The organism is Paractinoplanes maris (genome assembly GCF_023544465.1).
Lineage (GTDB): Bacteria > Actinomycetota > Actinomycetes > Mycobacteriales > Micromonosporaceae > Actinoplanes > Actinoplanes maris.
On the sequence record NZ_JALPVL010000017.1, the window covers coordinates 195,377 to 215,258 of the forward strand.

Genomic DNA, 19,882 nt, shown 5'->3' on the forward strand with positions numbered 1-19,882 from the left:
CTGGTGGCCGGATCAGCCGCGCGCGTCGGCGGTGAACTGGCCGATCCGGAAGATCACGAACTCCGCCGGCCGGACCGGGGCCACACCGATCAGGCAGATCAGGCGGCCGTTGTCGAGGTCGTTCTGCGTCATGGTCGACCGGTCGCAACGGACGAAGTACGCCTCGTCCGGGGTGGCCCCGAGCAGGGCACCGCTGCGCCACTGGACCTGCAGGAAGTCCTCGACCGTCTGGGTGAGATTGCGCCACAGGGCCTCGCCGTTGGGTTCGAACACGGCCCACTGGGTGGACAGGTCGATCGAGTGCTCGAGAAAGATGAAGAGCCGCCGTACGTTGACGTAGAGCCACTCGGGGTCGGAGCTCAGCGTGCGGGCGCCCCACACCCGGTTGCCCCGCCCGGCGAAGAACCGCAGCGCGTTGATGTGCTCGGGGTTCAGCACCTGGTTGCGACCGGTGTTGATGTTCATCTCGAGCCGGCTCAGCCCGAACACGACCTCGTTGGCCGGCGCCTTGAAGACACCGCGGGTGACGTCGTTGCGGGCGTAGATGCCGGTGACGAAACCCGACGGCGGGAGCATCAGGCGCGGCGTCGGCACGCCCGGTGCCGGTGGCCCACTGGGGTCCAGGATCTCCACCCACGGGTGGTACAGCGCGGCGTACTTGGAGTCGAAGTTGCCGCGGAAGGCCCGGATCTCGTTGAGTGAGGCGCCGCGCGGCCCGTCCACCACAGCGATCCGGTAGCGGGCCAGCTCGGCGTGGCGGATCAGGTTCTGCGTGGCGAGGAACCGGTCGGCCTCCTCGTCGATCGCTCCCGCGTCCGGGGCGGCGACGATCGCGATGTCGTCCACGTCGGCCAGCGCGCTCAGGCCGGTCGCCTTGTTGCTCGCGTCGTCCGGGTCGGCCTCGTGGCCCATCAGCTCGAGCGCGGTGATCGCCCGCCCGTCCGAGCCGCCGGCCAGGCGGTAGGTCTTCTCCGGTCCAGCGTCGCCGATCAGCGCCTGCAGCAGCTGGATCGGCGTGGTGCCGGCCGTCACGAAGTCGTGGTCGAACCAGACCGGGCAGTCCTCGTCCTGCGGGTCGTCGCGGTCGAGCACGCGGCTCAGCGAGCGGCGGCCGTTGTGGGCCAGGCCGAGCCGCGGGAAGACAGTCTCCCGCTCGGCGGCGTCGGTGATGGTGACGGTCACCTCGACCGGCAGGAGCCAGGAGGCCACGGAGGGCGGGGCGGGAGCACCCATACGGTCGAAGAAGGTCTGGGTGCCGTCCACCGCGATGCTCAGGATCCGCAGTGCGCCCGGCGCGATCGGCTTGGCCAGGTCCGGCTGCCGGCCGGGATCCACGACCTCCAGCAACGTGCCCGATTCGACGCCCCGGGCCTGCGCGGCGGCTCCGAGGTGGATCCCGACGTCGCCCGAGCGGACCGCGGTCACCCGCACGGCCAGGTTGCCGTGGCGTCCCGGCCACCGGGCGCGGAACCGGGCCAGCGACGGGGTGGCGGTCGCGACCGGGATGTCGTCCGAGGTGGCGACCCCGTCACCGACGACCGGCTCGACGTAGACCCGGGAGACGTAGAGTCGCTGCCCGCCGTTGAGGAAGTACGCGCGTACGGCGTGGGCCAGGTACGGGATGGAGAAGTCGTCGTACGCCTCGAGGCCGCCGTAGACGCGCTCGAACTCCGGATAGTTGGTCACCAGACGCGGTTCGGCCGACTGCGGCCCGCCCCGGTACTGCACCGGGCCGAACCGGGTGCGCCCGGCGAACGCGGTGGTCGAGGTGGACACCGCACTGATGGTGCTCGCGCGGAAGCTGACCTCTTCGAGGTAGACGCCGGGCGCCAGATACTCGGGCATGAAGGCCTCTCAGGGTCGCGGGCGGGTCAGGTGACGACGATCGGGGCGGGACGCACGGCCCGGCCGCGCGGGAGGGTCTGCCGGCTGGTGATCCGGTGGGTGTATCCGGCCGGCAGCCGCTCGCCCGCCTCGGCCGGGTCGCCCGCCCCGAGCGCGGTCACGGGCTCGACCGGTAGCAGCCAGAGCGGGTCGGCACGCGACCGGCTGGGCGAGTCGACCGGGTCGCTGTGCGGCGGGAGGTCGCGGGCGAACACGGCCACGTCGACGTCGACCGTGGTGGCCCGCGAGGTCGCGACCGGCACCGGCAGGGGGCCGACGACCAGGAGGAACTCACCGCGGTGGTCGGCCTGCGCCCGCCACAGGACCGGTCCGGCACCGGCCGGGCGCGCCTCGATCCGGGCCCATGGGACAGCTTCACCGGCGCGCACGACCCGGCCGAGCATGGCCGTCGTGCCGGGAGCCAGCCCGCGCCGGCGGCCGGGGAACAGCACCGGCCGGTGCGCCCGCGCCGGTTTGCCGGGCAGGTCGTCGGTCCCGAGCACGGCGGCGAAGGTGGGCGCCGGGACGGAGAGCCGGCGGGGCACGTACTGCTCACTGGGATCGACGATCCGGATCGGGATCAGCGGCGCGGAATCGGTCACGGCCGAGCCGAATCGCAGCGCGAACCGTCCGGTCCGGCTGCGCCGCAGGGCCGGCAGCCCCATCGTGTGGTCCGGCCGATCGGGCACCGGATGCGGTCCCGGCACCCTTTCCAGCAGCACCGAGACGGTGAGACCAGGACGGCGTACGGGTTCGAGGGCGTCCACCGGGTCGACGCCGAGCCGCAGACGGAACACGCGCTCGGCCCAGTCGCCGGACAGGTAGGTGTTCATCGCCTGCTCCCGGTTCGCATCCCGCGGACGGCGGTGAGGACGGGCGGCCCGGGTTCGGCGGCGCCGGTCACGATCACGACGATCCGCACGAGATACGGCACGCTGAGCCGGAAGTTGCAGCGCAGGCTGTCGAACGTGCGCATGAGGTCCTCGGTCGGCAGGTCCTCGAGGACGAACTGCACCGACTCGGCGGGACCCCAGTCGCCGCCCGGCAGCAGCTGCGCCGAGCCCAGCCCCGCGGGCCGTTCCAGGATCTGCAACGTGCGGCCGATGACGCGGTGCTCGTGCTCGGCGTTGTCGCCCCACGCGGTGAGCAGGTAATGCAGGTCGAGCGGCAGGTAGGACCGGCCGTCCTCAGCACTCACGGCCGACCATCCGGGCCGGGTCACCTTGTCGAAGTCCACCCGGTACAGCAGGATCGACAGCCCCGGCCGGGGCACGGCCATCGCCGGGGGATCGATGTCGTCGGTGCGCACCAGGACGGCCTGGGTGAGCTCGTCGTCGATCGGCGGCACAGCCTCGAAGCCGGTGTTGAGCACGAGCTCGATGCTCTTGCCCACCGCAGCGATCCCACCGAACCCGGCCATGCGGGCCATGGTTCCGGCCGGCCGTCACCGAGCCGTCACGCCGGCTGAGCCCCTCAGAGCTGCCCGTGGTTCGGAGGCTGGACGTCGCCGAGTTCCCACGCGGCCAGGTGGTGGTATTTCCAGTCGACCGGGTCGTGGACGCTGTGCGTGCGGGCGTTGCGCCAGTGCCGGTCGAGGTCGTACTTGGCGGCGGCCGAGCTGGTGCCGCACAGGGCGAACAGCTCCGAGCCGGCCTCCACCGCGACCTCGCTGCCGAAAGCCTTCGCGGCGGCCACGGCCAGCGAGCCCCGGGCGGCGGTCGCGGCGTCGGCCGGCACCCGGCCGATCTCGTCGAGCGTCCGGGCGGCCTCGCCCAGCAGTGCCTCGGCGGCCCGGACGCGGGTGGCCAACCGGCCGTAGCGGTACATGACGTGCGGGTCCTCGCCGGCCGCGGTGGCACCGGCCCGGACGGCCTCGGTCGACGGGCGGGCCTTCTCCCGCAGGTAGGAGCGGGCGTCGGCCAGGGCGCAGCCGGCGATGCCGACCTCGATGGCCGCGTGCACGAGCTGGGCGCGGGCGCCCAGCTGCTGCGGCACCTCGTACGCCCGGGAGTAGTCGAGGGCGAACTCGACCGGCACGTCGGTGAAGGTGGCGGTGCCGCTGATCGTGGCCCGCTGACCGATCACGTCCCAGTCCGTGCCGACCTCGACCCCGTCCGCGTCGCGCGGCACAAAGGCGAGCACCAGCCGGCCGTCCTCGCCGATCGCGCTCACCGCGATCCAGGCGCTGGTGAGGGCGCCGGTGGCGTAGAACTTGACGCCGGTCAACCGGCCCCCGGTGACCCGGGTCTTCAGATCCTGGGCGTGCTTGCCGCCCCTCTCGGCCAGCGCGTTGCCGATCCGGCGCCCGGCCAGCACCTCGGCGAACAGGCGCTTACGCAGGTCGGCGCCGCCGTGCACGGCCAGCACATCGATCAGCAGGTAGTGGGCCTGCGGCACCTGGGCGATGGCCGGGTCGGCGGCGGCGATCAGCCGGGTCACCTCGGCCAGCGTCGACGGGCCGAGGCCGGGGCCGCCGTCCTCGGGCGGGATCGTGATGGCGAGCAGGCCGGAGCCGTCGAGCAGGGCCAGGGCTTCGCGGGGGACGACGCCGGCGCCGTTGCGGTCGCGCTCGACGGCCCCGGGGGCCAGGGCGGCGGCAAGCTGGGTGGCGGCGGCGACAGCCTCGTCGTGGGTCCTCATCGGCGCACCGTATCAGCGGCTCAGCAGCTCCAGGGTGCGCTGGTCGGGGCCGTCGTAGAAGCGGTCGATGACCTGCTGGAACGGGCCGGGGTCGCCGTCGGCCGCCGCTTCCTGGAACAACGTCATCGACGAACGGAGCTTGAGGTCGTCGGGATGGCCGAAGATGTCCGCCGCGGTGCGGTCGCTGCCGGCCAGGATCGCCACCAGCTCATACAGGCGCGGGCCGAGAACCGGGTGCGCTAGATAGGCGCGGGCCTCGTCGAGGTCACGGATCGCGTACTGCTGGGCCGTCGGACTGGAACCGAGGCCGCGCAGCTGCGGAAAGATGAACCACATCCAGTGCGTGCGCTTGCGCCCGGCCTGCAGTTCGGAGCGGGCGTTCTCGTACGTGTCGTTCTGCGCTTGCACGAAGCGGTCGAGATTCATCGGTTCAGCGTCTCCTGGCCCGTTTTCGGCGGCAACCGCGGATCCCCCGGTTCCGTGGCGCACCCGAAACGGGACACGGGTGCCGGTATGGGACTGCCATGGGTGGCTGAATCAGAAATGGCGCCGGTAAGGCCCCATAGTTGCTGACAATGAGAGCATGTCGGACGGCGAATTTCTCGGGTATGCCGGGGCGCTGGCGGTCGCCGGGCTGCTGTTCCTGATCCTGGCCGTGCTGGGCCTGGGCCAGGGTCTCGTCATGCGCGTGCTCGACGTACTCCTGGGACTCGCGTTCCTGGGCTACGCGGGCTACCTGATGGTGGTGGCTCCGGACTCGCCGTTCACCTCGTGGTTCGTGTTCGTGACCCCGGCGCTCGGCCTCGCCGCGGCGGTGGTCGCGCGCCGGCGCTCCCGCGCCAGGATCAAACGCCTCGAGGAGGCCGGTTCCCAGCCGTACGCGGGTCAGCACGCGACAAACCACGCGGAGCGCCAGCCGTTCCCGTCCCCGCCACCACCACTCGACCCGTCCGCGCCCGCGGCGAAGCCGGACAAGAAGCAACCCGAACGGCCCTCCACCGCGCTGCCGTCCGGGCTGCCCCCGTCGGGCCTCGGTGAGCGCCCGGTCGAGGCCGAGCCCCGGCCGCCGCGCCCGTCCGGCCTGCCCAAGACGCACGCGGAGCCCGACTACCGGGCGCGCCACGGAGCCTCCGGCGGCGAGACGGCCGACCACGACTACGCCGGCGGCCGCCACCGGGCGAACGGCGCCGCCGAGCCTGAGTAGATTTCGCGGCATGGACTACCGCCGGACGTACCGCTCCGCCGCCGTCGCCTTCGTCGACCTGGTGAGCCGGGTGCCCACCGACCGTCTCGACGGGCCGGGGCTGGGCGAGTGGTCGCTGCGCGAGCTGATCGGACACACGGTCAGTTCCGCGCTCGAGCAGGTGCCCCCGGTGCTCGGAACAGCGACCGGCGCGGCTCCCACCCGTTCCGCCTCCTTGCCCGGGGCGTCATCGTTCGCCGGCCCGGTGGCGGTGAACGTCGAGGCGCCCGAGGGCTACTTCGCCTTCGTCCGGGACGTACCCCCCGAGCTGTACGCCGCCGCCGTGTCGGCCTCGGGCGACGACGCCCGCCGGGCCGCCGACCTGCTGCCCGCCGCGGGCGAACTGGCCGGCCGCGCCACCCAGGCGCTGGCCGCAGTCGGCGACGACGACGTGGTGACCACACCCGTGGGCGGCATGCGCGTCCGCGACTGGCTGCCGACCCGGACGTTCGAACTGGTCGTGCACGGCTCCGACGTGGCCGCCGCCGCCGGCGTACCCGCGGCCTTCGACCCCGCCGCCGTGTCGGAGGCAACCCTGCTGGCCGCCCGCATCGCCGTGGCCCTGGGCGAAGCCGAAACGGTCCTCAGCGCCCTGACCGGCCGCGCTCCCCTGCCCGCCAAGTTCTCCGTGGTCTGACAACCCCCGCGCCTCCCACCCCCACAGGATTCCGCCACCGGCACCGTCGCCGCACGCATCCGCCGGCCCTTCGACTGCCTCGCCATGCCCCGCAAGGCCCTAGCCACGCCCGCCATGCCTTCACGGCCCTGGCCGCACCCGCCACGCCATCACGGCCCGGCCGCGTCGCCACGCCCGCACAGCCCTGGCCACTCCCGCCATACCTTCACGGCCCTGGCTGCACCCGCCACGCCATCACGGCCCGGCCGCGTCGCCACGCCCGCACAGCCCTGGCCACTCCCGCCATGCCATGACGGTCCCGGCCGCGCCCGCCACGCCATCACGGCCACGGTCGCACCCGCCACGCCCGCACAGCCCTGGCCGCACCTGCCACGCCCGCCGTGCTCGCGCGGTCCTGGCTGGCGCCCGGGCCCCAGGGAACCCTCATGACCCGCCGAGCCTTCGGACCTCACTGATCGCCACACGCCTCAGCTGACTTGAGGCTTCGAGGACCGGTCTCACCGAACTGCAACCGGTCTGCACTCGATGCGCGCTCAACCGGCCCGAACAGAGGGGTATGACCGACACCATGATCATCGAGCTGGGCCTGGGCGCCATGACCATCGCCGCCAAGATGTGCGCGCCGGTCCTGCTGACGGCGCTCGCGGTCGGTTTCGCCATCTCCCTGTTCCAGTCGGTGACCCAGATCCAGGAAGCGACACTGTCGTTCGTCCCGAAGGCAGCCGCAGTCTGCGCAGCCCTCCTCTTCTCCGGCAACTGGATGCTCAACGAGATGACCACCTACACGATCCAACTCTTCGGCCGCATCCCCGACCTGATCAACTGACCGCCACCCGCGGCATCCATTGCTTCGACTTATCCATACCCGCAGCTCCACCGCCCGCAGCCGCTCGCACTCCCCGAAGCCACCGCCTCGCAGCATCAACCGCTCCGCGGACCTATCGCCGCGGTACTCAGCGCCGCGGTACTCAGCGCCGCGGTACTCAGCGCGGTACTCAGCGCCGCGGTACTCAGCGCCGCGGTACTCAGCGCCGCTGTTACTCGACGCGGTTACCCAGCGCCGCGCAAGCGGTCGGCCATCCACCACCGCGGAGCCGGCGGCGCGCAGACCGGCTTTCCTACGCACACAGGTCGATGCGAAGTCGCCTTGTCCGACCGTGCGGAACCACCTCGACGCATCCGAGCCGGCGCGGTTGTCATCGGCCGACGATGAGCGCGCGCAGCATGTCGAGAGCCTGGGCCCGGGCGCCGGCCAGCGATGGTTCGTTCTTCACCGAAGCCGCCCGCACCGGAACGGGCCGCGGTGAGCGCGAGACCTCCTCGGCGATGACATCCGACAGCGGTGTCCCCCACCGGCCGCCGATGACCACCACCTCGGGGTCGATGAGTGTGGCGAGGGCCGCGACCAAGCCGCCGACCGCCGTCACCACTTCCGGTGGCCGTTCCTCGAGCAGCCGGTCGACGTCGATCGCCGTGGAGCGGCCGTGCCGCAGCCCGAGCAGACCGAACACCTCGATCAGCGGCATCGCCCGTCCCCCGGGGCCGACGGTGACCAGGTGAGCGACTTCGCCGGCGACACCGCGATGCCCACGCCGCACCTCGCCATCGCTGACGATCGCGCAACCCAGGCCCTCGTCGAGGTAGACGAACGCGAAGTCGTCCATCGGTGCCGCCGCCCGCTCGGCCTCCGCGGCCCAGTTGACGTCGTTGTCCACCAGCACAGTCCCAGCGACCCGCCCCGCCAGCACCGCCACCGGGTCGATCTCGCCCAGCAAGAACGGCGCGTCCGGCAACTGCAGGAGCCGCCCCGTGTGCCGATCCACCGGATCGGCCGCACTCACCACCGCCAGCCGCGGCCAGGCATCCAACCGCAGCCGCCCCGCAGGCCCCAACTCGCCGCGGTCGCCGCGGTCGCCGCGGTCGCCGGCGAAGTCGGCCTCCTGCCGGGCTTCGACAAGCTCGCGCACCCGGTCGACCGCTCGGCCCAGGGCGGTAGCCACATCGTCAGGCCGGGCCGGGCGGCCCACCGGCTCCTCGACCCGGGCCACCAGATTCCCGTACGCGTCCACGCATTCCGCCACGACGCCTTCAGGGGCGACGCTGACCGCCAACGCCGTGCCGACGTCCGGAGCCAGCGAGTAATACGAGCCCACCCGGCCACGGCCACGACCACCGGGTGTGCGCCGGCCGGTGTCGACGACCAGTCCGGCCTCGGTCAGGCGGCGCACGCTCTCGCCCGCGGTGGGTTTCGAGATGCCGGTCTCGGTGGACAACTCCGCGCGCGTCAACAGGCGGTGCCGCATGAGAGCGCGCAGTACGTGCTCATCCGTGAGTGAGCGCAGCAGTTCCTGAGAGGGCTTGGCCGGATCCACGACGTCATTCTAGTCAGGGCTCTTGCCTAGAAGGGTTCCGGGCTCTAGGGTTCCTTCTAGTTAAGGGACATGACTAGAAGGAGACCCGCCATGCCGCTCCCGCACTGGGAGGAGACTCCCACCGATCTCCCCGCCGCCGTCCGCGAGATCAAAGCCGCCCTGCGTGAGCAGATCGCCGCCTCCGGACGCACGGTTGAGGAGGTCTTCGCCGTCGTCGAGCGCAACGTCGCCGCCGAGGTGGCCGACATCAACGCGGCCAAGGCGCGCGGCGAGACGGTCTGGCCGGTCATCGCGTACGACGACATCGAGGCCGGCACCGTCAGTGCCGCCGACGTCGACCTGCTGCGCAAGCGTGGCTGTCTGGTCGTGCGCGGGCACTTCGAGCGGTCGCAGGCGCTGGGCTGGGACGCCGGCATCGTGGAGTACGTCGAGGACAACAAGTTCTTCGAGAACTACCGCGGACCCGGTGACGACTTCTTCGGCAGCGTCGGCTCCAAGCCCGAGATCTACCCGATCTATTGGTCGCACGCGCAGATGGAGGCTCGCCAGAGCGACCGGATGGCCCGTGTGCAGACGTTCCTCAACAGCCAGTGGAAGCACACCTCCGAGGGTGTGCAGTGGTTCGACCCGTCGCGCGACTCGCTCTACCCCGACCGCATCCGCCGCCGCCCCGAGGGCGCCGACTCCGCCGGCCTGGGGACACACCTCGACCCCGGCACGCTCGACCTGTGGATGACCGAGGCTTATCAACAGGCCTTCCGGCATCTGTTCACCGGTGAGGTGGAGAAGTACGATCCGTGGGACGCCGCCTACCGCACCTCCGGCCCGCAGTACCCCGGTTCGACCATGTGCTCAGCGTTCCGGACGTTCCAGGGCTGGACGGCACTCTCGGACATGGCGCACGACCAGGGCGTGCTGCACACCGTCCCGATCCCCGGCGCGATGGCCTACCTGATGCTGCGCCCGCTGCTCAACGACGTCCCCGACGACGAGATGTGCGGCGTCACCGTCAACCAGGTCTTCCCGGCCGACGACAAGTGGCACACCCCGCTCATGGAGGCCCTGTCCGGCATCCCGGACGTGCAGGCCGGCGACTCCGTCTGGTGGCACTGCGACATGATCCACAGCGTCGCCCCCGTGCAGGATCAGAAAGGCTGGGGCAACGTCATGTACATCCCCGCCGCCCCCTGGTGCCCCCGTAACGAGGCCTACGCCGCGAACGTCCGCGAGGCCTTCCTCACTGGTTCCAGCCCGTCCGACTTCCCCGCCGAGCACTACGAGCGCGACTGGACCAACCGCTTCACCGAGTCCGAACTCAACGAAACCGGCCGCCGCGGCCTGGGTCTGGCCTGACCCTCGTAGTCAAAAGCCTTGAAACCGCATACGACCGGGACCACGGGCCCAACGCCGCCCTGGCAGCCCGACAGTCCGTGCGGCGCTCGTGAAGGTCTCGATCGTCCCGCACCGAAAACGCCGGTCGCCGTGCGCCAACAGCCACGGTGACCGGCGTTTCCACTTGAACGAGCACCCATCGCTCACTCCCGCCGGTCCATTCGCTCACCGCAGGCCGCCGCGACCGAGTTCGCTCGACCGCGCCCGTCCATTCGCTCACCGCAGACCACCCCGCGACCAGAACTCGCTCAGCCGCGCCTGTCCCGCTCACCGCAGGCCATCCGCGAGGACGACAAGACCCGCAGTCGGCTCGCCGACTCATCGAGAAACACCATCCCGGCCAGCGCCGCACCGACCGCCCAATCCCCTCCGGCACGCTTTCCATTCCCACACCGCAGACCGCGCATGAGCGTTAATCGGTGTTTTGCCGGCGGCCGCGCTCACTATTCTCTGGACATGATCAAGGCACGAGCGGCCACGGTGGACGACGCGGCGGAGCTGGTGCGGCTCCGGGGTGTTCTCTTCGACGTGCCCGACGACTCGGACGACGGTGGCTGGCGGCAGGCGGCGCGGCAGATCCTGCTGCGCCGCCTGGCTGAGCCGTCACCCACCATGGCCGGGTTCGTCGTCGACCAGCCGGACCACCCGGGACGGCTCGCAGCGTGCGCGGTCGGCGTCCTCGACGAACGACTGGGCGGTCCCCGCAATCCACAGGGCCTGGCCGGATACATGTTCAACGTGGCGACCGATCCGGATCACCGCCGTCGTGGATACGCCCGGGCGTGCACCTCAGCTCTGATCGCCTGGTTCCACACCCGGGGCGCCGGCGTAGTAGACCTCCGCGCCAGCCGCGAGGGCGAACCGCTCTACGCCTCCCAGGGTTTCGTCCACACCAAGGACCCGGCCATGCGCCTGTCACTGCCCACCAACTGACCCTGCTCCACGACCCACCGGCTCAGCACACTCCCCCGCCGACCGGCCCGTCACCACCCGAGAGCGGGCGAGGGCGGCCGCCACCACCCGAACAGATCAGCGACCCACCATCCGGCAGCAACCCCGGAGAGCCGCCACCACCGGGAAAAGATCAGCGACCCCAATCCACCCGGAACAAGTCAGGCGAGCCACCACCACCGGCAAACAGAACACGGACCCATCACCACCGGGAACGGATCAGGCACGCCACCACCACCCAGGAACGGATCAGGCACGCCGCCACCACCCAAGAACAGAACAGCGACCCACCACCACCCGGGAACGGATCAGGCACACCACCACCACCGAGGAACGGAACGGCGACCTGACACCACCCGGGAACGGATTGGCGGGCCTATCACCACTGGGAACGGATCAGGATGAGCAGGGCGGCGTGGGTCTCGTGGTCGGCGGCGATCAGCAGGCCCTCGTCGCCGGTGTGGGGTGGGCCGCCGTCGAGGCTGGTCACCACGCAGCCGGCGGCCTGGCACAGGGCAATGCCGGCGGTGAAATGGACGCTGTCGGCCAGGTGGCCGTCGGTGATGTAGGCGGCTCGCCGGCCCGCCGCGACCCAGGCCACGGCGAGCGTGCTGGAGATGACGCGCGGCCGGAAACGGGCGGTGAACCGGTCGTCGAGGAGTAGCCGGGCCGCCCGGAAGGTCGGCGCGCTCGGGAACGGCGGATCGAGGTTGAGATCCACCAGGCTCGAGGCGGCGTCCGGAACGAGTGGTTCGTCGCGGCCCGACCGGCGCACCCAGGCCCGGTCGCCGTCGGTCCAGAACACCTCCGCCGCGAACGGGTCGGCCGACGCGGCAGCCGACGTGCGTCCCCCACCGGCATCGGCCGCTGTTCTCGTGCGGAGAGCGACGTTGACCGAGACCAGCATGGTGCGGGCCGCGTAGTTGAGCGTCCCGCAGAGCGGGTCGACCAGCCATTCGCGCTCACCGCCGGCCGCTCCGGACCGCCCGCTCTCCTCACCGACAACCACATCGTCCGGCCGGGCCGAGCGCAGAACAGCCAGAACCGCCTCCTCCGCGTCGAGGTCGGCCTGCGTGGCGAAATCGCCCGGCGCCTTGTCGAAACGCGCAAGCTCGGTGCCGTACCGCTCGAGCACCACCGCCGCGCCCGCCTCGGCCGCCGCCACCGCCAGTTCACCATCATTGATCGACACGACACGATCCTAGGACCGACGGGGTTTCGAGCGTCACCGCTCACGCACGTCGCCCGGGTGGGTCGAGCGCTTTGGGCGCGCCGGCGCCCTGCTCGGGCCACCCGGGCCCTCGACGTGAGTTGCGGTCCGAACCCACCACCCCGCTACGACATCCTGATGTTGATCTCCGAAAGGGTTTTCCCCAGGCGGCGTTCGCGTAAGGATCGGTTGTGACTCTCGAGCGGCAGCGGGCCCACATCCTGACCGGTGCGATGTATGACGACCTGACCGAGGAACTCGTCGAGGCGCGGCAGCGCACGGTGTTGCTCACCGTCGAGTACAACGACAGCTTCGGGCAGCCGCAAGCAACGCGGGAGGCGATTCTGCGCAGGCTGTTACAGAGCGTGGGGGCCAATTGTCACTTCGAGCCCACCTTCCGATGCGAGTTCGGGTTCAACATCAGTGTCGGCGACCGGTTCTACGCGAACTTCGACTGCGTGATGCTCGACGGTGGTGGGATCACGATCGGTGACGACGTGCTCTTCGGGCCGCGGGTGGGCATCTACACGAGCAACCATGCGATCGACCCCTATGAGCGTGCGGCCGGCGGCTGTTACGCGAAGCCGGTGACGATCGGTGATCGGGTGTGGGTGGGTGGTGACGTCACGATCAATCAGGGAGTGACGATCGGTGACGGGTCGGTTGTCGGGTCGGGCAGTGTGGTGACGCGTTCAGTTCCGGCTGGAGTGATCGTGGCCGGAAATCCGGCGCGGGTGCTCCGTAAGATCACCGAGGCCGACCGGACCGGATTTCAGGGGAGCTCGTCGTGACGCGTGTGGGTGTGATGCTTCCGCGGGATCTTCCTGTGGACGAGGTGCTGGGTTATGCACAGCGCGCCGACGAGCTCGGCTTCGACGAGCTGTGGGTTGTGGAAGACCTCGGCTTCCGGGGTGGGATCGCCCAGGCCAGTGCTGTGCTCGCCACGACTTCGCGGATCGTGGTGGGCATCGGGATCCTGCCGGCGGGCGCCCGCAACGCGGCGTTCGCGGCGATGGAGCTGGCGACTCTCGCGCAGCTCTTCCCGGGCCGGCTGATCGCGGGTATCGGCCACGGCATGCCCGGCTGGATGCAGCAGGTAGGAGCCTGGCCGGCCAGCCCGCTGACGCTGCTCGAGGAGTACACGGTGGCGGTCCGGACCCTGCTGCGCGGCGATCCGGGACCGGCGGCGGGCCGGTACGTGCAGGTCGAGGGCGTCGTCATCGGCGAGAGCCCTGAGGTCGTGCCGCCGGTCGTGCTCGGTGTGCGCGGTCCGAAATCGATCGCGCTGGCCGGCCGGGTGTCCGACGGTGTGCTCCTGGCCGAGCCCGCCGCGCCGCCCTACGTGCGGGCGTCGATCGGGCATCTGGGCTCGGCGTCGCTCGAGGTCATCACGTACGACGCCGCGGTGGTCGGCGACGACGGCCGGGCGGCCCGCGATCTGGTGCGGCCCGGCCTGGCCTGGATGGGCGAGCCGGACTGGGCTCCGCACCTGGCGCCCCTGCCGTTCGCCGGCGACCTGGCCCGCCACCGCGAGGCGTCGTCGGGCCCGGAGGAGTTCGCGGCCACGATGCCCGACGAGTGGGTGCGCGAGTTGTCGCTGGCCGGCACCCCCGACGAGGTACGCGCCCGGATCGCCGCCCGCCACCAGGCCGGAGCCACCAGCGTGGTACTGATCCCGGCCGAGGCAGACCGTCTCGACGCCCTCGACCGCCTCGCGCAGGTTCTCCGGCGATAGCCCGCGACCCCGGCACCCGGCTCGGAGCTCGCGGCTGGCGGCTCGCGGCTGGCGGCTGGCGGCTCCCGACTCCCCGCTCGCGGCTCGCGGCTCGCGGCTCCGGCTGGCGGCTCGCGGCTCGCGGCTCGCGGCTCGCGGCTCGGACAGCGGACATCGGCGGCGTCAAGGCCAAAGCGGTGCGCGTCACGTGCCGACAAGCCTGACCCGGGTGCCCGGTGGAAAGCGGCCAGTGGGTCTTCCTGGGTTCATCGCGCCCGCCGGATGTGAGCGTGAGAAGCGACAGCAACACGCTATCCACAGCGGAGGCTTCTCATGGACTCGAACTCCGGACGCCGGCAGTTTCTGCAAGCGACTGGCACCGCGGCCCTCGCCGCGGGCATCGCCCCGCTTGTGGGGAGCGGCGGAGCGGCGGCCGGGCAGGCACGATTCGGCCCGGTGAAACACATCAACGCCGGAGTTCTCAACGTCGGCTACGTCGAGCTGGGCCGGTCCACCGGACGACCGGTCGTATTGCTGCACGGTTTCCCGTACGACATCCACAGCTTCGAAGAGGTTGCCCCGCTGCTCGCCTCGCGCGGTTACCGCGTGATCGTCCCGTACTTCCGGGGCCACGGCACCACGACGTTCCGGTCGCCGTCCACACCCCGCAACGTCGACCAGGCCGCGTTCGCGCTGGACACCCTGGCCCTGATGGACGCGCTCGGCATCAAGCGGGCGCTCCTCGCCGGGTACGACTGGGGTTCGCGCACCGCCGACATCATCGCGGCCCTGTGGCCGGAACGGGTCAAGGCGCTTGTCTCGGTCACCGGATATCTGATCACCAACCTGGAGGCGAACAAGGCGCCGCTGCCCCCGGCGGCCGAGAACGCGTGGTGGTACCAGTACTACTTCTCCACCGAGCGCGGTCGCCTCGGCTTCCAGCGCTACTACCGTGAGCTCGGCGAGTTCATCTGGCGCTTCAACTCACCGACCTGGAAGTTCGACCAGCAGACGTACGCGCGTACGGCCGCCGCGTTCACCAACCCCGACTACGTGCCCATCGTGATCGGCAACTATCGCTGGCGGCTCAGCCTGGCCCCGGCCGAGCCCGAGTACGCCCCGATCGAGAGCCGCCTGCAGCAGGCCCCGACCATCGGCGTGCCCACCGTCACCATCGACGGCCGGCACGACCCGTTCACGCCCGCGGGCGACGGCAGCGCCTACCGCGACCACTTCACCGGCAAGTACCGCCACCGCACGTTCGACGTCGGCCACAACGTCCCGCAGGAGGCACCACGCGAGTTCGCCCAGGCCGTGGTGGACGCCGACCGGCTCTAACTGTGAGCGACCTGCTGCATCGCCTTGACGTAGCGGTCGGTCGCGAAGCGTTGCACCAGCATCGCGATGGGGCCGGCCAGCCGTACGAGAAGGGTGGCCGGCCGGCTGAAGGCCCGCAGCTGGAAACGGACCTCGCCGTCGTCCTTCATCCGCACGAAGAAGGCTTCCTCGCCGCTCTCGGGATGCCCGGGCAGGGTGCCGTAGCCGAAGCCTTTGCGGTCCGGCTCGTCGACCGTGTAGACCACGCGGCACGGGATGGTCAGGAACGCCAGGGCCAGGGTCACGTCCACACCGACTGCGGCCGGCCGGTCGGCGCCACGGACGCTGAGGCCGGCCGCGCGGTGCATGCGCCAGTGGAAGAGCCCGTCCACCGCCCGGTCGAACGTCGCCTGGCCGTGCCCGAGGGGAGCGTCGCGGTGGACATGGTCGTACCCGGCCGGCAACGGGCCCTCACGGGTGGCACCGACCTGGGCGTACGTCAAGGGCTTGTCCATGGCGTCAAGGTATCCGGTCACGTCCGGTGTAAACGGAGCAACTCGGCCCGGGCATGCGCGACCCGCGGCGTCTCGTGTCCGGCCGACACCGCGATCTCCTGCGCCAGGTCGTGCGCGGTCTCGATCAGATGGCGCGCGCGTCGCTTGTTGTGGACAAGCTTGGCGAAGTGGCGGCGGTCCTTGTGCAGACCGCTCACCGCGTCGAGCAACGGTGGATCGATGACGCCCGCCTCGACCTCGGGTGCCAGCAGCTCGCGCATCCACGTGCGCTCCTTCGCCGAGGCCAGGCGCCGGACGACGAGCAGGACCGCGATCGCCAGCGGCATCAGGATCAGGTACGGCGCGACGATCGTCAGGAAGGTGCTGAAGCGGAACAGGCCGGACGCGTCGTCCCAGGCAAAGTGCAGGAACATCGCGGCCAGGCAGGCCAGGATGCCCCGGCCGACGCGCCTCTCCCCCGGCGCGCGGCCGAGGATCCACATCACGCCGGCGCAGAAGACCGCGCTGAACAGGGCGTGCGACGTGATGCCGACGAACCCGCGCAGGGCCAGGATGAACAGCGACGACTCCAGCTGGCCGACCCCGAAGCTGGCGGTCGCGTTGTTGTACGCGTACAGGATGTCCTCGGAGACCTGGAAGCCCAGCCCGATGAACGCACCGATGATGAATCCGTCGTAGGCGCTGCGCACCAGCCGCGGGGCCAGCGCGATCAGCAGGATCAGGCCGAGGCCCTTGCTCCACTCCTCGTCGATCGGGGCGCTGAAGCCGGCTCCCCACGTGTTGGCGCCGGCCGGGCCGAGCAGTTTCGTCCAGATCTCGAGCAGGGCGGTGTTGGCCGGCAGGGCGATCCAGAAGGTCGCCGCCACGGCACCCCAGACGAAACCGGTGGCCAGCAGCTTCCCGGGCTGCGCGGTGTAGCGGTTCTGCCGGCGCAGGAAGAGCAGCCACGGGATGAGGTAGATCCCGAAGAAGACGATCCCGCTGGTCACGGCGAGCCGATAGGTGCCACCGAGCCCCGGCCCGAAGTATTTGATCATGCCGATCGCACCGGCGCCGACACCGATGACGTAGACCCAGAAGGCCGGGTTGTGGGGCTGGAAGAACGTGAAGCGCGCGCCCCAGCCCGACTCGTCGATGGCTTCGAGCTGCGCGGCCTTGGCGTCCGCGGTGGTGATCGTCATTCGTTCGCTCCCGGGGTGATGCTGCGCAGGAACGCCTCGATCTCGCCGGACACCTGCTGGAACTCGCCCGGCACGGCGGAGACGTCGACGAGCAGAGCGGGCGCGGCCGCCGGTGCGGACTGCGACATCTTGAAGGCGGCCAGGAGCTCGTCACCGCCGGTGCCGCTGGCGCTGCGGACCACACCGACCAGGCCGGACGTGGTGGTCAACGTCGCCGGCGCACCGGAGATGTGAGCCTCCGGATCCTCGGAGGTGAGGACCTGGTCGAGGAACTGGGCCGCGGTGCCGTTGAACGACGCGCCGGTCATCTGGATGGTCGTGCCGCCCTTGGCCAGCTTCACGTCGTCCTGCGTCGGGACCACTTCCGTACGGTCACTGACCAGCGCACCGGACTCGAGCTGCCAGCCGACCGGCGGCACCGCCGTCGCGCCGTCGCCCAGGTCGAGCACGTCGCCGGCCTTCGTGGCGTTGTCCCACGGAATGACCGCGTTGAGCGCCGGCCAGCCGTAGATGAGCAGCAGCGCCACAATGAGGACGAACAGCGCGGGCTTCAAGGAACGCCGATCGAGGCCGAACCACCGATGTTCGACGGGCACCCAGCCCGGTATGCCTGTAGTCATGAGCACCCCCTTGGGCAACAACCTAGTGCCGAGGAACGTCGAACGCGCGGATTGACGACCGTGGTGGGAGGGAAGCAACACTCGCATGCACATCTGGCCAGGAAACCCGTACCCGCTGGGCGCGACCTATGACGGTGGTGGGACGAATTTCGCCCTTTTCTCCGAACTCGCCGAAAGGGTCGAACTGTGCCTCTTCGACGACGAGGGCAACGAGACCCGCATCGACCTGCCCGAGCGCGAGGCCCTGGTCTGGCACGGCTATCTGCCGCGAATCGTGCCGGGTCAGCGGTACGGATACCGGGTGCACGGCCCCTACGACCCGGGCAACGGCCTGCGCTGCAACCCGAGCAAGCTGCTCCTCGACCCGTACGCCAAGGCGATCGACGGACGTAACGACTGGAACGAGGCACTTTTCGCGTACCGGTTCGGCGACCCGAATTCCCGCAATGACGACGATTCAGCGGCTTACGCCCAGAAGTCGGTGGTCATCAACCCGTTCTTCGACTGGGGCAACGACCGGCCGCTGCGCATTCCGTTCCACCAGACGGTCATCTACGAGGCGCACGTCAAGGGCATGACCGAACGGCACCCCGAGATCCCCGAGGACGTACGCGGGACGTACTCCGGGCTCGCCCACCCGGCGATGATCAAGTATCTGAAAGAGCTGGGCGTGACGGCGGTCGAGCTCATGCCGGTGCACCAATTCGTGCACGACAGCACGCTCGTCGATCGCGGCCTCACGAACTACTGGGGCTACAACACCATCGGCTTCTTCGCACCCCACAACGGGTACGCGTCGTTCGGCGGGCACGGCGGTCAGGTGCAGGAATTCAAATCGATGGTGAAGGCACTGCACCAGGCGGGCATCGAGGTGATTCTCGACGTCGTCTACAACCACACCGCCGAGGGCAACCACCTGGGCCCGACGCTCTCGTTCCGGGGCATCGACAATCCCGCGTACTACCGGCTGGTCGACGACAACAAACAGTTCTACTACGACACCACGGGCACCGGGAACAGCCTCAACGTCCGGCACCACGAGTCGCTGCGGCTCATCATGGACTCGCTGCGCTACTGGGTGACCGAGATGCACGTCGACGGTTTCCGCTTCGACCTGGCGGCCGCCCTCGCCCGCGAGTTCCACGCCGTCGACCGGCTGGCCGCGTTCTTCGACCTGGTCAACCAGGACCCGATCGTCTCGCAGGTCAAGCTCATCGCCGAGCCGTGGGACGTCGGCGACGGCGGTTATCAGGTCGGTGGCTTCCCACCCCTGTGGACCGAGTGGAACGGTCGCTATCGCGACTCGGTCCGCGATTTCTGGCGGGGTGAGCCGTCCTCCCTGGGCGAGTTCGCCTCCCGCTTCACGGGCAGTTCCGACCTGTACGAGATCGACGGCCGCCGCCCGATCGCGTCCATCAACTTCGTCACCGCCCACGACGGGTTCACGCTGAACGACCTGGTGTCGTACAACGAGAAGCACAACGAGGCCAACGGCGAGGACAACCGCGACGGCGAAAGCCACAACCGCTCGTGGAACTGCGGCGTCGAAGGGCCGACCGAGGACCCGGACGTCATCGGCCTGCGGGAGCGTCAGAAACGCAACTTCCTGGCCACCCTGCTGCTCTCGCAAGGCGTGCCGATGATTGCCCACGGCGACGAGCTCGGGCGCACGCAGCTCGGCAACAACAACGTCTACTGCCAGGACAACGAGATCAGCTGGGTCGATTGGACCGACGCCCGCAATCAGGACGTGCTGACCAGCTTCACCCGCAGACTCACGGCGTTGCGGGCCAAGCATCCCATTTTCCGCCGCCGGCGTTTCTTCACCGGCGACGCGTACGGCGATGACAAGGTGCCCGACATCGCGTGGCTGCGGCGCGACGGCCAGCCGATGACCGAGGCCGACTGGAACACCCGCAGCGGCATGACGATGACGGTCTTCCTCAACGGCCGCGGAATCCCGGAACGGGGCGCTCTGGGCGAGCCGATCACCGACGACTCGTTCCTTCTGCTGTTCAACCCGCTGGGCGATGCGGTGCAGTTCACCCTGCCCGATCGCACCTTCGGCAAGACGTGGGAAATCGTCGTCAACACCGCCGACCCGTTGCTGGCGATCCGCCGGAAGACCGCCAAGGCCGCGTCGCAGCACGAGGTCATGGGGAACACCCTGGTGGTCCTGCGGTGTCGCTATTAGTGAGACGCCTTT

General features: G+C 70.4%; 19 protein-coding genes. 9 read left to right on the top strand and 10 right to left on the bottom strand.

The annotated features are described in order from the left end of the window. Window positions 1-12: 12 nt before the first annotated feature. From NAG42_RS40355 to NAG42_RS40375, 5 genes are read right to left on the bottom strand one after another with little or no spacing between them, the layout of a single operon-like run. Window positions 13-1,845, bottom strand: coding sequence for a phage tail sheath subtilisin-like domain-containing protein (locus tag NAG42_RS40355; protein WP_250037776.1), 1,833 nt, complete (start codon window positions 1,843-1,845; stop codon window positions 13-15). Window positions 1,846-1,871: 26 nt separating this feature from the next. Beyond that, complete coding sequence (locus NAG42_RS40360) at window positions 1,872-2,717, bottom strand: hypothetical protein (protein ID WP_250037778.1); 846 nt, start codon at window positions 2,715-2,717, stop codon at window positions 1,872-1,874. Further along, window positions 2,714-3,304 carry a Pvc16 family protein gene (locus NAG42_RS40365; RefSeq protein WP_250037780.1) on the bottom strand — a complete coding sequence of 197 codons (591 nt, stop codon included), beginning with the start codon at window positions 3,302-3,304 and terminating at the stop codon, window positions 2,714-2,716. The genes NAG42_RS40360 and NAG42_RS40365 overlap by 4 nt, the downstream gene beginning before the upstream one ends. 53 nt (window positions 3,305-3,357) lie before the next feature. Continuing rightward, window positions 3,358-4,524 carry an acyl-CoA dehydrogenase family protein gene (locus tag NAG42_RS40370; RefSeq protein WP_250037782.1) on the bottom strand — a complete coding sequence of 389 codons (1,167 nt, stop codon included), beginning with the start codon at window positions 4,522-4,524 and terminating at the stop codon, window positions 3,358-3,360. 12 nt (window positions 4,525-4,536) lie between these two features. Beyond that, the gene (locus tag NAG42_RS40375) at window positions 4,537-4,950 is read right to left on the bottom strand and encodes a DUF1810 domain-containing protein (protein WP_250037784.1); all 414 of its coding nucleotides are present in this window, start codon (window positions 4,948-4,950) and stop codon (window positions 4,537-4,539) included. A 157-nt stretch (window positions 4,951-5,107) separates the two neighbouring features. On the opposite strand from NAG42_RS40375, the gene NAG42_RS40380 reads away from it, so the two are divergent. The 3 genes from NAG42_RS40380 (at window position 5,108) to fliQ (ending at window position 7,230) form a co-directional block, all read left to right on the top strand. Further along, complete coding sequence (locus NAG42_RS40380; RefSeq protein ID WP_250037785.1) at window positions 5,108-5,728, top strand: Yip1 family protein; 621 nt, start codon at window positions 5,108-5,110, stop codon at window positions 5,726-5,728. A 10-nt stretch (window positions 5,729-5,738) separates the two neighbouring features. Continuing rightward, a complete protein-coding gene (locus tag NAG42_RS40385) occupies window positions 5,739-6,404 on the top strand; it encodes a maleylpyruvate isomerase N-terminal domain-containing protein (RefSeq protein WP_250037787.1) in 666 nt (221 codons plus the stop codon). 556 nt (window positions 6,405-6,960) lie between these two features. Continuing rightward, a complete protein-coding gene (fliQ, locus tag NAG42_RS40390; protein WP_250037789.1) occupies window positions 6,961-7,230 on the top strand; it encodes a flagellar biosynthesis protein FliQ in 270 nt (89 codons plus the stop codon). Between the two features lie 370 nt (window positions 7,231-7,600). On the opposite strand, the gene NAG42_RS40395 is transcribed toward fliQ, so the two are convergent. Continuing rightward, window positions 7,601-8,776 carry an ROK family transcriptional regulator gene (locus NAG42_RS40395; RefSeq protein WP_250037793.1) on the bottom strand — a complete coding sequence of 392 codons (1,176 nt, stop codon included), beginning with the start codon at window positions 8,774-8,776 and terminating at the stop codon, window positions 7,601-7,603. Between the two features lie 90 nt (window positions 8,777-8,866). On the opposite strand from NAG42_RS40395, the gene NAG42_RS40400 reads away from it, so the two are divergent. Both NAG42_RS40400 and NAG42_RS40405 read left to right on the top strand, forming a co-directional pair. Then, window positions 8,867-10,129, top strand: a complete 1,263-nt coding sequence (locus NAG42_RS40400) for a DUF1479 domain-containing protein (RefSeq protein WP_250037795.1) — start codon at window positions 8,867-8,869, stop codon at window positions 10,127-10,129. 495 nt (window positions 10,130-10,624) lie between these two features. Next, window positions 10,625-11,101, top strand: coding sequence for a GNAT family N-acetyltransferase (locus tag NAG42_RS40405; protein WP_250037797.1), 477 nt, complete (start codon window positions 10,625-10,627; stop codon window positions 11,099-11,101). A gap of 397 nt (window positions 11,102-11,498) precedes the next feature. Here the strand turns inward: NAG42_RS40405 and NAG42_RS40410 are convergent, their stop codons facing one another. Next, window positions 11,499-12,311, bottom strand: a complete 813-nt coding sequence (locus NAG42_RS40410) for an inositol monophosphatase family protein (RefSeq protein WP_250037799.1) — start codon at window positions 12,309-12,311, stop codon at window positions 11,499-11,501. A 209-nt stretch (window positions 12,312-12,520) separates the two neighbouring features. Here NAG42_RS40410 and NAG42_RS40415 point away from each other — a divergent pair, with 209 nt between their 5' ends. From NAG42_RS40415 to NAG42_RS40425, 3 genes are all read left to right on the top strand, one after another. Beyond that, the gene (locus NAG42_RS40415) at window positions 12,521-13,120 is read left to right on the top strand and encodes a sugar O-acetyltransferase (RefSeq protein ID WP_250037801.1); all 600 of its coding nucleotides are present in this window, start codon (window positions 12,521-12,523) and stop codon (window positions 13,118-13,120) included. Then, the gene (locus tag NAG42_RS40420; protein ID WP_250037803.1) at window positions 13,117-14,064 is read left to right on the top strand and encodes an LLM class flavin-dependent oxidoreductase; all 948 of its coding nucleotides are present in this window, start codon (window positions 13,117-13,119) and stop codon (window positions 14,062-14,064) included. Before NAG42_RS40415 ends, NAG42_RS40420 begins: the two co-directional genes overlap by 4 nt. Before the next feature lie 435 nt (window positions 14,065-14,499). Continuing rightward, window positions 14,500-15,381 (top strand): alpha/beta fold hydrolase, encoded by an 882-nt coding sequence (locus NAG42_RS40425; protein ID WP_250037805.1) that lies wholly within the window; start codon window positions 14,500-14,502, stop codon window positions 15,379-15,381. Here NAG42_RS40425 and NAG42_RS40430 read toward each other — a convergent pair. Genes NAG42_RS40430 through NAG42_RS40440 form a run of 3 tightly spaced genes read right to left on the bottom strand, consistent with a single transcriptional unit; the run spans window position 15,378 to window position 17,676 of the window. Then, window positions 15,378-15,875, bottom strand: coding sequence for a DUF1990 domain-containing protein (locus tag NAG42_RS40430; protein ID WP_250037807.1), 498 nt, complete (start codon window positions 15,873-15,875; stop codon window positions 15,378-15,380). The genes NAG42_RS40425 and NAG42_RS40430 overlap by 4 nt on opposite strands. 17 nt (window positions 15,876-15,892) lie before the next feature. Next, on the bottom strand, window positions 15,893-17,056 hold the full coding sequence (locus NAG42_RS40435; RefSeq protein WP_250037809.1) for a PrsW family intramembrane metalloprotease: 1,164 nt from the start codon (window positions 17,054-17,056) through the stop codon (window positions 15,893-15,895). Further along, the gene (locus NAG42_RS40440; protein ID WP_250037810.1) at window positions 17,053-17,676 is read right to left on the bottom strand and encodes a hypothetical protein; all 624 of its coding nucleotides are present in this window, start codon (window positions 17,674-17,676) and stop codon (window positions 17,053-17,055) included. Before NAG42_RS40440 ends, NAG42_RS40435 begins: the two co-directional genes overlap by 4 nt. A gap of 85 nt (window positions 17,677-17,761) precedes the next feature. On the opposite strand from NAG42_RS40440, the gene glgX reads away from it, so the two are divergent. Continuing rightward, entirely contained in the window at window positions 17,762-19,870 is a 2,109-nt protein-coding gene (gene glgX / locus NAG42_RS40445; RefSeq protein ID WP_250037811.1) for a glycogen debranching protein GlgX, read from the top strand. The last annotated feature ends 12 nt before the right edge of the window (window positions 19,871-19,882 follow it).

Excerpts from the sequence above, each read along its gene's own strand:
- NAG42_RS40355 (WP_250037776.1), bottom strand. The coding sequence starts at position 1,845 with ATGCCCGAGTATCTGGCGCCCGGCGTCTACCTCGAAGAGGTCAGCTTC.
- NAG42_RS40360 (WP_250037778.1), bottom strand. The coding sequence starts at position 2,717 with ATGAACACCTACCTGTCCGGCGACTGGGCCGAGCGCGTGTTCCGTCTG.
- NAG42_RS40365 (WP_250037780.1), bottom strand. The coding sequence starts at position 3,304 with ATGGCCGGGTTCGGTGGGATCGCTGCGGTGGGCAAGAGCATCGAGCTC.
- NAG42_RS40370 (WP_250037782.1), bottom strand. The coding sequence starts at position 4,524 with ATGAGGACCCACGACGAGGCTGTCGCCGCCGCCACCCAGCTTGCCGCC.
- NAG42_RS40375 (WP_250037784.1), bottom strand. The coding sequence starts at position 4,950 with ATGAATCTCGACCGCTTCGTGCAAGCGCAGAACGACACGTACGAGAAC.
- NAG42_RS40380 (WP_250037785.1), top strand. The coding sequence starts at position 5,108 with ATGTCGGACGGCGAATTTCTCGGGTATGCCGGGGCGCTGGCGGTCGCC.
- NAG42_RS40385 (WP_250037787.1), top strand. The coding sequence starts at position 5,739 with ATGGACTACCGCCGGACGTACCGCTCCGCCGCCGTCGCCTTCGTCGAC.
- fliQ (WP_250037789.1), top strand. The coding sequence starts at position 6,961 with ATGACCGACACCATGATCATCGAGCTGGGCCTGGGCGCCATGACCATC.
- NAG42_RS40400 (WP_250037795.1), top strand. The coding sequence starts at position 8,867 with ATGCCGCTCCCGCACTGGGAGGAGACTCCCACCGATCTCCCCGCCGCC.
- NAG42_RS40405 (WP_250037797.1), top strand. The coding sequence starts at position 10,625 with ATGATCAAGGCACGAGCGGCCACGGTGGACGACGCGGCGGAGCTGGTG.
- NAG42_RS40430 (WP_250037807.1), bottom strand. The coding sequence starts at position 15,875 with ATGGACAAGCCCTTGACGTACGCCCAGGTCGGTGCCACCCGTGAGGGC.
- NAG42_RS40435 (WP_250037809.1), bottom strand. The coding sequence starts at position 17,056 with ATGACGATCACCACCGCGGACGCCAAGGCCGCGCAGCTCGAAGCCATC.
- NAG42_RS40440 (WP_250037810.1), bottom strand. The coding sequence starts at position 17,676 with ATGACTACAGGCATACCGGGCTGGGTGCCCGTCGAACATCGGTGGTTC.
- glgX (WP_250037811.1), top strand. The coding sequence starts at position 17,762 with ATGCACATCTGGCCAGGAAACCCGTACCCGCTGGGCGCGACCTATGAC.